This window comes from Myxococcus sp. CA033, from assembly GCF_013336625.1.
GTDB classification, from domain to species: Bacteria; Myxococcota; Myxococcia; order Myxococcales; family Myxococcaceae; genus Myxococcus; species Myxococcus llanfairpwllgwyngyllgogerychwyrndrobwllllantysiliogogogochensis.
Genome location: NZ_JABUMU010000003.1, coordinates 504666 through 520034 on the forward strand (window position 1 = coordinate 504666; position 15369 = coordinate 520034).

At 70.3% G+C, this 15369-nt stretch carries 10 protein-coding genes; 3 read left to right on the top strand and 7 right to left on the bottom strand.

Features of this window, described 5'->3' with window-relative positions; translation table 11 throughout:
- Nucleotides 1-2: 2 nt before the first annotated feature.
- Complete coding sequence (locus HUA78_RS12355) at nt 3-1007, bottom strand: hypothetical protein (RefSeq protein ID WP_371745560.1); 1005 nt, start codon at nt 1005-1007, stop codon at nt 3-5.
- Between the two features lie 140 nt (nt 1008-1147).
- Between HUA78_RS12355 and HUA78_RS12360 the strand changes: the two genes are divergently transcribed.
- Together HUA78_RS12360 and HUA78_RS12365 are read left to right on the top strand one after the other, a co-directional pair.
- Complete coding sequence (locus HUA78_RS12360) at nt 1148-4102, top strand: sigma-54 dependent transcriptional regulator (protein ID WP_174476341.1); 2955 nt, start codon at nt 1148-1150, stop codon at nt 4100-4102.
- Between the two features lie 526 nt (nt 4103-4628).
- Nucleotides 4629-5603: a heme A synthase gene (locus HUA78_RS12365; RefSeq protein ID WP_174476342.1), complete on the top strand. Its 975-nt coding sequence runs from the start codon at nt 4629-4631 to the stop codon at nt 5601-5603.
- Between the two features lie 4 nt (nt 5604-5607).
- Here HUA78_RS12365 and HUA78_RS12370 read toward each other — a convergent pair whose 3' ends face one another.
- The 6 genes from HUA78_RS12370 to HUA78_RS12395 all read right to left on the bottom strand — a co-directional run bounded on the left by HUA78_RS12370 (nt 5608) and on the right by HUA78_RS12395 (nt 14042).
- Nucleotides 5608-7101 (bottom strand): glycine betaine ABC transporter substrate-binding protein, encoded by a 1494-nt coding sequence (locus HUA78_RS12370; protein ID WP_254623694.1) that lies wholly within the window; start codon nt 7099-7101, stop codon nt 5608-5610.
- Between the two features lie 59 nt (nt 7102-7160).
- The gene (locus HUA78_RS12375; protein ID WP_174456892.1) at nt 7161-7913 is read right to left on the bottom strand and encodes an ATP-binding cassette domain-containing protein; all 753 of its coding nucleotides are present in this window, start codon (nt 7911-7913) and stop codon (nt 7161-7163) included.
- A 30-nt stretch (nt 7914-7943) separates the two neighbouring features.
- On the bottom strand, nt 7944-8924 hold the full coding sequence (locus HUA78_RS12380; RefSeq protein ID WP_174476343.1) for a hypothetical protein: 981 nt from the start codon (nt 8922-8924) through the stop codon (nt 7944-7946).
- Between the two features lie 168 nt (nt 8925-9092).
- Complete coding sequence (locus HUA78_RS12385; RefSeq protein WP_246137214.1) at nt 9093-9767, bottom strand: DUF4142 domain-containing protein; 675 nt, start codon at nt 9765-9767, stop codon at nt 9093-9095.
- Between the two features lie 221 nt (nt 9768-9988).
- Nucleotides 9989-10417: a DcrB-related protein gene (locus tag HUA78_RS12390; RefSeq protein WP_141643105.1), complete on the bottom strand. Its 429-nt coding sequence runs from the start codon at nt 10415-10417 to the stop codon at nt 9989-9991.
- Nucleotides 10418-10427: 10 nt separating this feature from the next.
- Entirely contained in the window at nt 10428-14042 is a 3615-nt protein-coding gene (locus tag HUA78_RS12395; RefSeq protein WP_174476344.1) for a DUF456 domain-containing protein, read from the bottom strand.
- Between the two features lie 421 nt (nt 14043-14463).
- On the opposite strand from HUA78_RS12395, the gene HUA78_RS12400 reads away from it, so the two are divergent.
- Nucleotides 14464-15354, top strand: a complete 891-nt coding sequence (locus HUA78_RS12400; RefSeq protein WP_174456895.1) for a zinc metalloprotease — start codon at nt 14464-14466, stop codon at nt 15352-15354.
- The last annotated feature ends 15 nt before the right edge of the window (nt 15355-15369 follow it).

Consider the following 15369-nt stretch of genomic DNA (forward strand, 5'->3'; position numbering starts at 1 on the left):
CCTCAGCGCGTGCGCACCCGGTCATCGGGCGGGCGGTGGACCTCCTCCAGCGCCTGCGTCACGGCCTCCACTTCAGAGCCCAGTTGCTCCACGCTCTGGCGCAGGCCCAACCCGGCGATGTCCTCGCCGGCCGCGTCCGCCGAGCGCACCCGCAGCACCTGCGCGTACAGCCCCTCCAGCGTGTAGTAGAGCCGCGTGTGCTCGGCCTCCAGGCGGTCCGCCGCCGTGGCCAGCTCCGCGCGCTGTTCCCGCTGGGCGTCGAGCGCCGTCAGCGCGCCTCGCAGCCGCTCGCGCACCACCGCGTCCTTCTCCGCCTCCACCCGCGCCGCCAGGGCCTGCCGCTCCTCCTCCAGCCGACGCGCCTCCTCTGGCGTCGCGAGCGCTCGCAGCTCCCGCTCCCGGCGCGCCAGCGCGTGACACCCCTGGCGCAGCGCCTCCACCGTGCGCTCCGGCGCATGCACCACCTCGCGCAACACCGCGGGCCCCTGGCCCAACTCCGCGAGCAATCGCGAGCACAACGCATCCACCCGGGCCGTCCTCGGGTCCTCGGAGGCTCCTGAGACCTCGGCCTGCTTCTCCGGTGCCTGCTCCGGCAACCGGGGCCCCTGCTCTTCCGAAGGGCGCTTCAGGTACTTCGCCGCGACGAGGAAGAAGCCCAGCGCCACGAAGACGAGCCACCACAACCGCCGGGGCTGCCCCATCGCCAGGAACAGGCACGTGGTCGCCACCGCGATGAAGGCCGCGGCCTTCCCCGGGTCCCTGGAGCGCTGGGAGGAACGCCGGGTCCGCACCGCGTTGCTCGCGGCCCGCCGGGCCTCCTTCCGCCACTGCTTCTCCCACTGCCGTCGAACCTTGCGAGGAGGCAGGCGACCCGTCTTCCGCACCCACGCCTCCACGGCCGCATCCTCGCGAGCACGCCCTTCCGACAGGGCACCCTCCAACCTGCGCAGGCGCTCGTCCTGAAGCTGCGGGGAGGGAGGCGGAGGTGACTCAGGAATGCGGGGCACACGGTACGATAACGACTTCACCTCGCGACGAGGGAGGGTGAGACTTCGGGGCTAATCCGGGGAAATGCTCAATCGTTTGCATTCTCCCTGGAAAAGGCCCATGAGATTGCGTCCGCGGGGGGCACAAGGGGTTCGGTGTCGTGGAGAGCATGGAGGAAAAGGGGGAGCGCGGGGAGTTGGGCCCTGACGCCATCCGCGCCCTGCGTGGAGGGCACAGTCGTGCTGCCTTCGCCCGCATGCTCGGTGTCACCCCGCTCACCGTGTACCGCTGGGAGCTGCCGGAGTCGGCGCCCCAGGCGCGCAAGCCCCGAGGTCGGGTGGCCCAGTCACTGCGCCAGTTGCTGGGCGCCGGTGGCCTGTCTGGTGTGTCCCGGCTCCCCTCCCTGTCCCGTCAGCCCCTGCGTCCCGAGGAGAGCGTCCGGCTCCAGCCCTGTCTGGAGCGCCTGAAGCGGGCGGAGTGGCGCGCGGCGGAGGAGGAGCTGCTGGAGCTGGGCGCCTCGGGCGTGTTGAAGACGCCGGGCGCACGGGCCCTGGCGGCGGTGGGCCTGGCCCACCTTCAACGCTGGGGACGCGAGGACAGCCGGGGCGCCTTCGCCACGCTGCTGCCGCACCTGGGCGAGGCCGAGACGGGCCTGTTGCCGGAGTGGGTGGAGCTGCAGGTCCACGCGCTCGCGGCCAACCTCTACGCGTCACCGGACGGCAAGCTGTTCGACGCCACCAGGTCCGATGCGCACGTCGCTCGCGCCGAGGCGTTGATGGCGGAGCATCCGGACGCGGACGCGCGCTGCCTGTTGCGCATGGCGCAGATGGCGGGCGCCTTCTACCTGGGTGAAGCCGAGCGGGTGGCGCGCTACTCCGGCCGCGTGGCGGAAGCGCTCGCGGGCGTGACGGACCCGGCGCTGCGCCTGCTGGCCGAGGACATCTGCGCGCACGAGGAGGCCATCCGGGGCGAGGCCACGCAGGCCACGCGGCGCTTCCGCGAGGTGGCACAGGGCGCGGCGCGGCTGGGCTATGCCTTCCTGGAGGCGCGCAACCTCGCCTTCCTCGCGCAGCGCCGCCTGGATGAGGCGTGCGAGCCGGAAGAAGCGCTCCTGCTGGTGCGCCGCACGCGCGAGGCCGCGTACGGCGGACGCATGGCGCGGGGCTTCTCCTTCATCTTCGCCGCGCGCGCGGAAGCCGAGGCGCTCCTGCGCCTGGCCCGCTTCACGGAAGCCGAAGCGGTTCTGGACGAGGCCGACGCGGTGGTGGCCGAGCTGAGCTGGACGCCGCTGCACCTCGCGGTGACACGCGCGCGGCTGTGGCTGACGACGAGCAAGCCCGCGGAGCTGCGCCGGCTGGCGGCGAAGCTGTCCGCGTATGACGGCTCCATCCAGCGCTCCCTCACCGGCGCCTATGCCCTCTTCGTGGAGGCCATGGCGGACCTCTCCAGCGGCCCCGCCGAGCACGCCGCCGCGGGCTTCGCCGCCGCCGGTGCGCGAAGCATGGAGCTGGGTGGCTGGCCCTACCTGCGTCGCGAGTGCCTGCTGTACGAGACGGCCGCGCGCGTCTACGCGGGCCACCGCGAGGAGGGCCGCGTGGTGCTGCGCCGCACGCGCGCCTTCCTGGAGCGGATGCCGTCCGCGTGGCACTCGGCGCTGCTGCACCGCTTCGAGGCCTTGTTGCTGGTGTTGGAGGGTCGCACCCGCGAGGCCCGCGAGTTGCTGGAGGCGTCGCTGGGCACGTTCCGCCTCTCCGGCGACGTGTGCATGGCGGCCTACACGCGCAACCTCCTGGCGTGGCTGGCGAAGCACGAGGGAGACCCCGCCGCCGACGAGCTGCTGGCCGCCAGCGAGGCGGAGTTGCGCCGCCTGGGAGGCATGACGCCGCCACCCAACTTCATTCCCCCCTCGGTGCGTCCCCCCAGCGCGAGCGCTCCGGGCACCGACAGCACCCCCCCGACGCGACTGGGCGCGGAGGCGCTGGTGGTGCCCTTCGAGCGGCTGTCCGTGCGCGGCATGGGCGCGCCCCTCATCCAGCGTGAGCTGCTGGGCGTGCTGGAGGGCCTGTTCCCCGGCTGCGCGCCGCGCCTGGAGGAAGTGGACTCCCAGGGCCGCATCACCCTGCTGGCGGGGCTGGGCACCGTGCCGAGCACGGACGAAGTGGAGTTCGGTGACGGCTGCGGACGCAGGCTGCGGCTGGGCGTCGCCGGGCCCCTGCCCGCGGATGGCCGCGCGCTGCTCACCGCGCTGTCACGGCTGGGCGGCTTCGCGCTGGAGGTGGCGACCCTGCGCGGCTTCGCGACGGTGGACGTGGAGGCGCCGGGCCCCAACGAGTCTGCGGCGGAGGAGACGGCCCGGGACGCGGAGCTGCCGGGCTTCATCGCCGCCTCGCCCTCCATGAAGCGGATGCGCGTGGAGCTGGCGCGCCTGTCCGCCAGCCGCTCCACTGTCATCGTCACCGGCGAGTCCGGCGCGGGGAAGGAAGTCGTCGCGCGAGCGCTGCACGTGCTGTCCACCCGCTCGCAGCGCCCCTACGTCGCCTTCAACTGCGCCGCAGTCCCCAAGGAGCTCTTCGAGGGACAGCTGTTCGGCTACCGGCGCGGCTCCTTCACCGGCGCGGCATCGGACCACCCGGGAGTGCTGCGCGCGGCCCACGGCGGCACCCTCTTCCTGGACGAGATTGGCGAGCTGCCGCTGGACGTGCAGCCCAAGCTCCTGCGCGTGCTGGAGAACGGGGAGGTGTTCCCCCTGGGCGAGACGCGGCCGGTCGAGGTGGATGTGCGCGTGGTGGCGGCCACGCACCGTGACTTGAGCCAGCTGGTGCGCGAGGGCCGCTTCCGCGAGGACCTCTACTACCGGCTGCAAGTCGTTCCGGTGCGAGTGCCGCCGCTGCGCGAGCGCCGCGAGGACGTGGTGGCGCTGGCCAGGCACTTCGTTCGGCAGCTCACGCCCGAGGGGCAGACACCGCCGAGGCTGGGACCGGATGCCCTGGCGGCGCTGATGGCACACTCCTGGCCCGGCAACGTGCGCGAGCTGCGCAACGTCATCGAGCGCTCCATGGCCTACGGGCCGCTGCCGACGGTGCTGGGGGCAAAGCAGATGCGCATCGCGGGCTGAGGGTTGAGGAATCATCCCCAACCCGCGATGCGCCCCGCCCTGTTTCCCCACACCCCTGTGGGAACCCTACGAAGGCTCTGGAAGAGGTCACGCTCCGGGCCGAGGAGGGGGGGAACCGCGGCCCGAAGCGCAGTGCTGCTTCCAACGTAGCCTCTAAAAGAACACACCCACGGGCCAAAGAGGGGGGAAGCTTCGACCCTGGGTGCCGGGACCACTCGAGAGCGGTCACCTGTTCAAATCGTGTGTCGCCAGCCTCCGAAGAGGTCCGTCGCTCACTGACCATTCGTTAAGCACCATACGTGCCAGCCCTTAGGCCAATGGATCTGCTCAGTGGAAATCATCCGATCGGGTAGGCAAAGGGAGCAGGTATATCCAATGGGGCGGGTGGGACATCCGTCCGGCCCTATCCGGATATGGCCTGACGCCCTGCGAGCGGGGAGGCGAGCAGGCCGGCTGATGGCCCGGTTGAAACTGGATGAGGGGGCTCGGGCAGCGGGTGGGGTCGAAGTGGGTTAAGGGGACCGCGATGACTCACGCCGCCTCGTCACGTCGGTTCCAGGCCTTCAGCGTCGGAGTGCTGCTCTTCACCCTGGGGGTGATTCTGTGGGGGGCCTTCGTCCGGGCGACGGGCTCCGGCGCGGGCTGCGGTGACCACTGGCCGCACTGCAACGGCGAGGTGGTGCCCCGCGAGCCCACGGTGCAGACGCTCATCGAGTACACCCACCGGGTGACGAGCGGCCTCGTCATGCTGCTCGCGGTGGCCCTGTGCGTGTGGGCCCTTCGAGCACATGCGAAGGGGCACCCGGTGCGCAAGGCGGCAAACTGGGCGCTGTTCTTCATGCTGACGGAGGCCCTCGTGGGCGCCGGCATCGTGTTGCTCAAGTACGTGGCGGACAACGCGTCCCTGGGCCGCGCGGTGTGGATGGGCGTGCACCTGGTGAACACGTTCCTGCTGGTGGGCGCGCAGACGCTGGTCATCTGGTTCGCCCGGGGGCGCGCGCCGCTGACGTTCCGGGGCCAGGGGTGGGTGGGCGTGCTGGTGGGCACGAGCGTGGCGGGCATGTTGCTGCTCGGCGTGAGCGGCGCGGTGGCGGCGCTGGGCGACACGCTGTTCCCCTCGGAGACACTGATGGAGGGGCTGCGCCAGGACGTGTCCGACACGGCGCATGTCTTCATCCGCCGGCGAATCCTGCACCCGGTGCTCGCGGTGTCCATGGGCGCGCTGCTGGTGCTCATCGGACGGTGGATGGCGCGGCTGCGGCCGTCGGCCGAGGTGAAGCGGGCCGCGCTGGCCATCAGCATCCTCTACTCGGTGCAGCTCATGGCGGGCCTGGTCAACGTGGTGTTGCTGGCGCCGGTGTGGCTGCAGTTGGTGCACCTGCTGCTGGCGGACTTCGTGTGGATGGCCGTGGTGAGCCTGTGCGCGGCGGGGCTCGCGGCCGATGCGCCGAGGGCGGAGCCGGTGGTGGAGACGGTGTCGACGCACGCGTCGCCCGTGTAGCGGCTCAGCGCGACTCCGACTCCGCGCGCAGCCGCAGTCCCTTGGGAACGAGGACGCGGCCCACGGCCTCGAACGCGCCGCTGACGAGCAGGGCGAGCACGGCGGCGGGGATGGCGCCTTCGAGGATGAGGCGCGTGTCGTCCAGGCGGATGCCGGTGAGGATGGGCTGGCCATAGCCGCCCGCGCCCACGAGCGCGCCGAGCGTGGCGGTGCCCACGTTGATGACGGCGGCCGTCTGGATGCCCGCGAGGATGGAGGGCGAGGCCATGGGCAGGTCGATGCGCCACAGCCGCGCGAGCGGAGGCAGACCCAGCGCCTCCGCGGACTCGCGCACCTCCAGGGGAATGCCCGTGAGCCCCGAGGCCGTGTTCCGGACGATGGGCAGCAGGCTGTAGAGGAACAGCGCGGCGATGGCCGGCCGTGAGCCGATGCCCAGGAGCGGAATCATCACCACGAGCAGCGCCAGCGAGGGGATGGTCTGGATGACTCCGGCAAGGCCGAGCACGCCCTGCCCGAGCCGGGGACTGCGCGCGGCCAGCACGCCCAGCGGCACCGCGAGGGCCAGGGCCGCGAGCAGCGAGACGCCGACGAGGAACAGGTGCTCCCGGGTTCGGAGCCAGACGCGGGAGGCGAGGCCCTCGCCGCGAACGACAGTGGAGACGCCCAGTGTTCGCGAGAGGAAGTCGGAGGCCACCTGCGCCTCGGGCACGCGCTCCAGTCGCGCGCGGGCATTGAGCTTCACCATCTTCTCTTCCGACAGCGTGCCGGAGAGTCGCAGGATGGCCGCCAGGGCCTCTGGAGCGCGCGACTCAAAGTCCGCGCGGTAGAGGAGCACGGCGTCGTACGCGGGGAAGTGGTGCACGTCGTCCACGAGGACGCGCAGGCCATAGGCGGCGATTTCAGCGTCCGTGGAGTACAGGTCCGTCACCTGGACGGAGCCCGCATCCAGGCCGCGATAGGCGAGGTCATGGTCCAGGCCGCGCACATCGCGCTGCGGGAGGCGGTAGCTGTCTCGCAGCGCGGGCCAGCCGTCACCGCGCTCCATGAACTCGTTGCTGAAACCGAAGCGCAGCTCGGGGTGGGCGCGCAGGTCGGAGATGGTGCGGATGCCCAGGCGTTCGGCCTCGGCCTCCTTCATGCCCAGCGCATAGGTGTTGTTGAAGCCGAGCGGCGCGCTCATGCGCAGGCCCTCTTCGGCCAGCGCGACACGGAGGGCCGCGTCGTCGGGCAGCTTGCGCCCGGAAAGCAGCTCCTGGCGCAGCGTGCCGGTGTACTCGGGATACACGTCCAGCTCGCCTCGGCGCAGCGCCTCCCAGAGGACGGCGGTGCCTCCGAGTTCGCGCCGGTGCCGCACGCTCGCGCCGGTGCTCCGCGCGAGCTGCGTCACCATCTCTCCGAGGATGACGGACTCGGTGAACTTCTTGGAGCCCACGCGCACGTTGGGCTCGCCGTGGGTCGTGCTCGCGCGCTCGCAGGAGACCAGCACCAGCGAGAACATGAGCAGCAGCACGAGCCCCATCGGTGCGCTCCATACCGTGGAGCATGCTCTCCGCGCGCTCATGCCGAGGCCCCGTTCCCCGGAGCCAGCCGCTGGGCCTGGATGAACCGGGTGACGAACGGGTCCGTGGGACGGGTCTCCAGGTCCACGAGGCTCCCCTGTTGCACCACGCGCCCTTCACGCATGAGCACGATGTCGTCGCCCAGGAACCCCGCCTCCGCGAGGTCATGCGTCACCAGGACCACCGTCTTGCGCAGCCGCGCGAAGATGGCGCGCAGGTCCGCTTGCAGCTCGTGCCGCACCAGCGGGTCCAGCGCCCCCAGCGGCTCGTCGAGCAGCAACACCTCCGGGTCCAGCATGAGCGCGCGCATCAACGCCACCCGCTGACGCTGTCCCCCCGAAAGCTGCGCCGGATAACGCGCGAGCGCCTCGGCGGGAAACCGCGTCAACTCCACCAGCACGTCCCTCCGCTCGCGAGTCCGCGCGGCGGACCAGCGCAGGTGCTGGGCCATGAGCGTGACGTTCTCCTCCCCCGTCAGGTGCGGAAAGAGCCCGCCCCCTTGAAGCGCGTAACCCACCCGATGACGCAGCGACAGCAACGCCTTCGCATCCGTGGGCAGGGGCTTGCCCGCGTAGAGCACCTGGCCCGTGTCCGCGTGCAACAGCCCGTTGAGCAGGCGGACCAGCGTGGACTTCCCGCAGCCGCTCGGCCCCAGCAGCACCGTGGTCCGCCCCGTGGGCAGCGTGAGGTTCAGCGAGTGCAGCGCCTGCGTGGTGCCAAAGCGCTTGGAGACATCCTGCAAGGCGTACACGAGACGGCCCCTTCGCGCGAAACGGTGGAGTCAGGGTACGGAGAAGGCACCATTGCAGACCGGCGGAAACGCGGGCTCGGCGGACGCCAGGAAGCTGCACGCGGCGAACAGCGCCCGGTCATCCCACTGCATGGCGCCCGTCCAGACGACGACCGGCCCACGGGGAGAAGGCGCCGTGAAGCGCATGCACCGCGAGGGCCGCTCCTCCAGGAGACACGCCACCTCCTCCACGGGGCTCGAGCCGGGCAGCGCCGCCCTCAGCTCCGCCACGCTCTGGTCCCTCCAGCGCGCCGTCACCTCGTCCCGCGCGGGCCGGTACACACTCCACACGAGCGACGCGTCGTCACAGCGGATGCGGCCCGCGCGACTGGTGGACAGGGAGGGCTGGCAGCCTTCGGGCACCGCGAGCGTGCGCCACGGCAGCCGGGGCGGAAGCAGCAGCGCCGCCTCATCCAGCGACTCACCCTCCGGATTGCCATGCGCCGCGAGATACTCCAAGAGCTCCAGACACCGCGTCAGCGCCGGCTGGGCGTTGTTCTTCGCGACACACCCCAGCTCGCGCTGACGACCCAGCGACCCCGCCACCGAGACGAGGTAGCCCCCCGCGCGACACGAGGCCGGACCCTCCAGGCCCGCGTCCCCCACATCACACAGGGCGAAGCGGGCCGCCGGCCACGAGCGCTCCGCGAGCGGCAGCGCCCCTTCCGCCACCACCACGCCCTCCCCCAGTCGCTCCACCAGACGCGCCCTGGCGAGCGTGAGCACTCGCGCGGCGGGCACGTCCTTGCGCTCGACGAGCCACACCGTCGCGTCACCACACTGATAGATGCGCGAGCTGGCGCTGTCGGGGACGGGCGTGCACCCCGCGAAGAGCGCGCGGGCATCCGGCAGGAAGGGGCCCGCGGGAGTGGCTCCTTCGGGCGACACGGGCGGCACATGCGGCGCGGGGGTCGTGCATGCACCCAGCACCATGAACCCCGAGACCATCATCCACTTCCAGGCATTCGCCATGCGTCGGGATAGGCACCCGCCGCCCGCTGCGTCAACCCAGGAGAGTTCCCGGCGCCCGGCGTCGCACACACGTCCGAGCACATCCGCCGCCCGGGCTGAAACACCGGCGCGGTAACACCGGTTCCCCCGAGTCACCGCGCCCATGGTTTTCGAGAGCCCGTGCGGCTGTCAGCGGCGCAGGGTCTTCTCGAGCTCCTTGGCCATCGTCTCGTTGCTCGCGATGCCCTGGCGCGTCTTGCTCAAGAGGGCGCTGAAGGCGGCGTCGGTCTTGTATTTGTCCATCCCGTCCTTGGCCAGGTCCTGCCCCTTCTTGCCGTCATCGGCGACGCGCGTGAGGAAGCCCTTGTCGAACTCCTTGCCATTCTTCTCGCGGAGCTTGTCCAGCTCCTTCTCCGCCTCGGTGATGGCCTTGTTCAGGCGCTCGTCGACGCCCTCCATCTTCTTGTCGTAGCCCTCCTGCATGCCGGGGGTGACACCTGAGCCGCCGGTGCCGGGAGACCCGGCCAGGTCGACCGTCGCCACCTCGATGGACTTGCTGTCGGCCCACGCCTTGAGGTCGGACAGGTGCTGCTTGTGGTCCGTCACCAGCTTCTGGGCGAACTGACGCACCTGCGGGTCCTGCGTCTTCTCCAGCGCCATGTTGCCCAGCGCGATTTGCTTGGCGTCGAAGAGGGCCAGCTTGCCGACGTACAGCTCCTTCTCGGCCGCCGCCTCACCAACGCGCTTGTCTTCCTTGTGGGCCTTCTTGGCCTCGTCTTCCGCGAGCGCGGTGCCCGTCATCGAGCCGAACACCAGCGCCGCCGCCAGGGCCGCCACACCACCACCACGAATCCTTCGAGCCATGCCGTCCTCCTGGACAGGGAATGCCGGAAGCTGGGTCAGCCCCCCTGCCTCGGCAATCGCCGCTCGCAAGCACGCCCCTCCCCGGAGCAGCACGCCTCCGTGCGCTGCCCGAAGTCGGGGCCTGGCTTCGTACCGGAGTGGACACGACGGCCTCGCCCGGGACGCGGACGCCCGACACACCTTCGTGCCGGACGCCGCGCTCCGTTGAGACGCCCTTCGACTCAGGCGCCGATGCGCACCGAGCCGAAGAACAGCTCCGCCACCGCCCGGGTGTAGGCGATGCGGTCCGCGCGCTGCGTGTACGTGAAGGTGTAGGCCTGCTTGTCCTTCACGCAATAGAACTGGAGCTGCGCGATTTTCAGCGCGCCCGCCTGGCAGGTGTACTCGCGCGTGAGGCCCTGCCGCCCGCCGAACGTCGCGGGCTTCTCACTCACGAGCGCGAAGCCCTGGGCGGACCGCTGCAGCTGCGGCAGCGCGCGTGCCGCCAGGTCCTTCGCCGTCTCCTGTCCCTGCCTGGGCTCGGCGGAGACCACGACGCTGGCCCGGAAACCTTCCTCCACCGGGCCCATGGCGACGACCTGACTGGCATCCGCCCAACCGTCGGGCAGGGGCATCGTGAGGTCGCCGTGTCGAATGGTGTTCGTGCTCATATCGTAGGGCCTAGATCTCCACGCCGGCGATCTGGTGCTCCTTGTCACCCTCACTCATCTTGTCGAACAGCTTCCCCACGCCGTAGACGCCCACGCCGATGAGCAGACCGACGCCAGCGCCCACCGGGCCGCCGATGGCGCCCACCGCCACGCCGGCGCCAATCGCTCCCGCGATGCTGACGCCGCCCTTGGCGATCTGCCACCCATCCCCTGCCTGGATGCCGCCGACGATATCCAGTCCGCCGGAGACGACGCCGAGCCCCGTGCCGATGGCTCCGAGCTTGCCGCCCACCGCGAGCGCTTCACGGAACCCCGAGGCCGTGGTGGACGCCGCGCGCAGACCCGCCAGCCCTCCCACTTCGTTGCCCGCGCCAGCGATACCCGTCGCCAGCTCGGAGCCACCACGAATGCCGGCGACGCCCTGGACGATGCCGCCGACGCCCCCGCCGATATCCGCCACGTTCTGCGCCGCGGCCACGTAGTTGCCCTGGCTGATGTTGTTCACCAGGTCCGCGCCCGAGGACAGCGCGCCCAGCGTGTTGCCGACGATGCCCAGGCTCTCCGCGCCCACCTGGACGCCGCGCGCGAACTTCGCCAGGCGCGCCGTCTCCGAGTCATTCGTGCCCGTGTCACCGTCCGGAGTGCCAGAGGAGTCCGCGTCGCCCGTGGCGGGCGGAGTCGTCGTGTCGTCCGTGGCGGGCGGGGCCGCGGGGTCCGTCTGCCCCGAAGCGGGCGGGGCCGCCGGGTCCCCCGGGGGCGGAGTCGCCGGGTCCGTCTGCCCCGAAGCGGGCGGGTTCGCCGGGTCCGCCGGAGGGGTGGACTCCTGCATCAGGGTGTTGAGCGCGTCCTGCTCAATCAACCCGAGCACGTCCTTGTTGATGGAGAGCGCCGTCGTCACGTCGCCCGTGGACTCGGGCTTGCTGATGGGGCCTTCGCTTTCTTCCTTGGCGGTCCCGGGCTCCGGCGTCATGGCGAGGTTGTAGAGCTCCTTCGCCATCTCGCCCCGCGTGACGTCCAGCAGGGCCCGCTCCTTCGTGTCCAGCTTGCCGAGGTCCCCTTCCGGAACGGGCTTGCCGTTGACGGACAGCTCCGTCTTCTCCGGGGTGACACGCACCTGCGAGGAGCCATCCGGCCCCGTGACGTTCTTGGACGCATTGACGAGCTGGAGCACGCCCGCGTCCGACTCGCGGCGCTGGCGCTCCGACGTCACCGTCGTGGGCTGTCCCCCGGGCGGCGTGCGCGTGCTGCTGCTGCGCTCGTCCACCTGGAGCCGACCGTCCGGGCCGACCGTGTCGGTCCGTTGGTAGTCCTGCTTCGTGGTGACGCCGTCAGCGCCCTTCGTCTCGCTCTTGGCGTTGGTGAGGATGCCCTTGTCGTCATAGGCATGGCTGGACGTGGAGCTGATGTCGACGGGCTCGCCCTTCTTGTCACCCTCGGTGCCGTAGACCTTGCCCTTCACCGTCTCCTCGACGGTGTTGCCCTTGGCGGTGCGCTCGGTGACGACCGAGATGTCCGGGTGGCCCTCGATAAAGGTCTGGCTGCTGTACTTGCGGCCGTCGGTCTTCTCGAGCACCCACTGCTTGGGGTTGTCCTTGTCGCCGTCGAAGGCCTCGCCCTTCTCGCCGTCCTCCGACTTGAGCTTGCCGGACAGGCTCGACAGGTCGCCCGCGTTGCGCGGCCCCTTGTCCACGTTGAAGCCATCCTCCGCCGTGAGCGCCTTGCTCATGGTGGCCGTGGCCTGCACCTCGTTCACGCCCTCGCCCTGCGAGAACGTCTGCGTGCGCGTGTAGGAGGGCTCCAGGTCCTTGCCATCAGGCCCCTTCGTACCCGGAGGAGGAATCGAGTAGCTCTTCGTCTCCGTCCGGTCGATGGGCTGGTCTTCGTTGAACTTGTCCTTGAAGTTGTCGTCGAGCCCGCCCTCACCCTCCTGCTGGCTGAAGCGCGTCTCCGAACCCTCGACGCCACCACCCCCCTGCTTGTAGGTCGTGGTGAGCAGGTCGCCGTTGTCGCGGGAGACCTTGCTCTCCTCCACGGCCACGGCCGGGTCGCGGCTCTTCTTCAGGTCCTCGATGGACGGAGGGTTGCGGATGTCCTGGCCCTTGGCGGGCGTCCAGGTCGCCGTCTGGCTGGTGGTGGTGCCCTCCGGCCCGTTGCTCGTCACGACCTCGCGAGTGACCTGCTTGCTCTGGGGGTCGACGGTGCTGGTGTCCAGGGTGACGTTGTTCTTGTCGTCGCGCGTCGCGGAGATGCGCGCGGTGACCTCTCCCGCCGGGTCCTTCTGGACGAACTCGACGCGGTGGGGGTCCTTCGTGTCCACCGCCTCGAAGCCCTCGGGCGGCTTCTGGTCCTTGGAGGCCGTGAAGAGCTCGTCGACCTGGCCCCGCGTGGCCTCATCCAGTTGCTTCTGCTGCGTGGCGACGGTGTCCTTGCCCTCCTTCGCGCTCTGGACGTCCAGTTCGGCGCGGGCCTTCGTCTGGCCAGCGTTCTGCGGGGAGACCTTCTCCAGCTCCGGGGACTGGCGGGTGATGACATCCGCCAGGTCGTACTTGCCGTCCGCGCGGAGGCCGTCCACCAGGCCCTTGGCGACGTTCGTCACCGCCGGGTCCTTCGCGCCCGCCTTCAGCGCGGGGGTGAGCTTCTCCTCCACCTTGTGGCCGTAGCCCGCTTCGGTCTCGGCGCGGCGGAAGCTGTCCGCCACGTCGCGGGACGCCTGAGGGCTGGTCTGCTCCGCGGCGTGGCTCAGGTCGCTCACGATCTGGTTCGCCTGGTCCTGGGTCACCTCGGGACGCCCCAGGCTGGAGGTCATGAGGTTGATGGCGCCCCTGGACTCCTTCATCAGGGCCTCGCGGTAGGCGGGGTCCGGGTTCGCCTCTACCTGGCGGCGCAGCTCCTTGGCGCCATCGGCCGGGCTGCGAATGGAGGCGTCACCCACCGCCTTCGCATCCGCGCGAACCGCCTCCTCCGGAGAGACCACCGACTTCGTTCCGAACAGCCGCTCCTGGGCCTTGGGGTCCAGGCTGCCGGCGTCGAAGACGTCGCGCACCTGGTTGGCGTCCGCGTACGGGGGCGGCTCGCCCACCGCCTTCGCCGAGGTGTTGGCGGACTTCTGCGTCTGGATGGCTTTGTTGCCCTCTTCAATCGCCTTGTTGTGCGATGTGTCGGAAAGCTGCCGGGCGGCGGTGGCGTCCTTCTGCGCCTGCAGGAACGTGTCGTTGGCCTTGGTGGCCGCGGCCTTCGTGTCCTTGGCGACCTTCGTCGCCGCGTCCAGGTCCTTGCGCGCCTGGTCACTCAGGTTCGGGCCCTTGCCCAACGTGTCGACCTTGGCCTGGGCCTCATTGGCCTTCGTCTGGGCCGTCTCCTTCGCGGCCTTCGCGGACTTCTCCTTGTCCGCCGCGACCTTGGCCTGGCTGGCGTCCGTCCGCGCCTTCTGCTGGGCCTCGGAGGCCTTCTTCTTTTGCGTCTCGGCGGCCTTCTTCTGGGCCTCGGCGGCGGCTTTCTTCTGGTTTTCCGCGGCCTTGCGCGCTTCCTCCGCGCGACGACGGGCCTCTTCGGCCTGACGGCGTTGGGCCTCAGCGGCGGCGATCTGAGCGGCGTTGTTGCCGTTGTTACTGACGGGGGGAGACATGCGGAGACCTCTCAGAAGCGGGGCGGACCGAGGAGAGCGGCAGAGGAAATCCGGGCTGTTCCGGAATCCAGTCATGGATTCTCGCCATCTGAGAGGAAGAGTTGCTCAGGAAAGGTGGGATTTTTCCGGACCTGTCTGGTGACGCGGCACGTCACGGAGGTGGGTCCTGGGAACCCACCCATCCCGACAAGGCGGCGGCTGGAGCAAGCCCAGACATACCCAGGCGACTCCGGGGGTGAGCCGAGACAATGAAAGACATTTTACAATCGCCCCTCCCGAGTGGAGCATTTCTGTCTCATCCGCCCCGGAGTGCGGCGTCGGGCGCACCCCGGGGATTGCCCACGGATTGTCTCAAGGTGACGTTGACTCTCGCTGTTTCATTCAGCTATTCATTGAATCTCCATCTTCCCTGGAGATGACAATGATTGGCAGCGTCGCGAAGAGGAATGGTCGTCTGGCCGTGCTTGCGGGTGCCCTGATGAGCCTTGCCGCCTGTAAGGGCGAGGAGGCTGCGGAGGCCCCGTCGCCGGCGGACCCGGCGGTGGAGCAGACGTCGTTGCACCGCGGCTGCGCGACGGTGGAGCCCTCGGTGGAGGAGCGCGCGGCCATCGACGCCTTCCTGGCCGAGCAGAAGACGGCGATGCGCGCGGTGGGCTCGGTGACGGTGCCCACGTACTTCCACGTCATCAACAAGGGCTCGGGCCTCGCGAACGGCGACATCCCGGACTCGCAGATCACCGCGCAGATGAACGTGCTGAACGCGGCCTATGCCAACACGCCGTTCCGCTTCGTGCTCCAGGGCACGGACCGTACGACGAACTCGAAGTGGTTCGCGCTCAAGAGCGGCAGTGCCAACGAGCGGGCGATGAAGAAGGCCCTGCGCAAGGGTGGCAAGGAGAGCCTCAACATCTACTCCGCCAACCTGAGCGGCGGGCTGCTGGGTTGGGCGACGTTCCCCTCCAGCTACACCGCGCAGCCGCAGCAGGACGGCGTGGTCATCCTCTACAGCAGCGTGCCGGGTGGCACCGCGGTGCCCTACAACGAGGGCGACACGGGCACGCACGAGGTCGGCCACTGGCTGGGCCTGTACCACACGTTCCAGGGCGGCTGCACCGGCGCGGGTGACTCGGTCAGCGACACCTCGGCCGAGGCCTCTCCGGCGTACGGCTGCCCCTCCGGCCGCGACACCTGCGCGGGTGGCGGTGCGGACCCCATCACCAACTTCATGGACTACACCGACGACAACTGCATGAACACGTTCAGCGCGGGCCAGTCGGAGCGCGCGGACCAGCTGACGGCGACCTACCGCTAGGAAGTCTCTCGACAG

What these genes read in the sequence shown, in the direction of transcription:
- HUA78_RS12365 (WP_174476342.1), top strand. Translation starts at nt 4,629, where the DNA reads ATGACTCACGCCGCCTCGTCACGTCGGTTCCAGGCCTTCAGCGTCGGA.
- HUA78_RS12370 (WP_254623694.1), bottom strand. Translation starts at nt 7,101, where the DNA reads ATGTTCTCGCTGGTGCTGGTCTCCTGCGAGCGCGCGAGCACGACCCAC.
- HUA78_RS12380 (WP_174476343.1), bottom strand. Translation starts at nt 8,924, where the DNA reads ATGGCGAATGCCTGGAAGTGGATGATGGTCTCGGGGTTCATGGTGCTG.
- HUA78_RS12385 (WP_246137214.1), bottom strand. Translation starts at nt 9,767, where the DNA reads ATGGCTCGAAGGATTCGTGGTGGTGGTGTGGCGGCCCTGGCGGCGGCG.
- HUA78_RS12390 (WP_141643105.1), bottom strand. Translation starts at nt 10,417, where the DNA reads ATGAGCACGAACACCATTCGACACGGCGACCTCACGATGCCCCTGCCC.
- HUA78_RS12395 (WP_174476344.1), bottom strand. Translation starts at nt 14,042, where the DNA reads ATGTCTCCCCCCGTCAGTAACAACGGCAACAACGCCGCTCAGATCGCC.
- HUA78_RS12400 (WP_174456895.1), top strand. Translation starts at nt 14,464, where the DNA reads ATGATTGGCAGCGTCGCGAAGAGGAATGGTCGTCTGGCCGTGCTTGCG.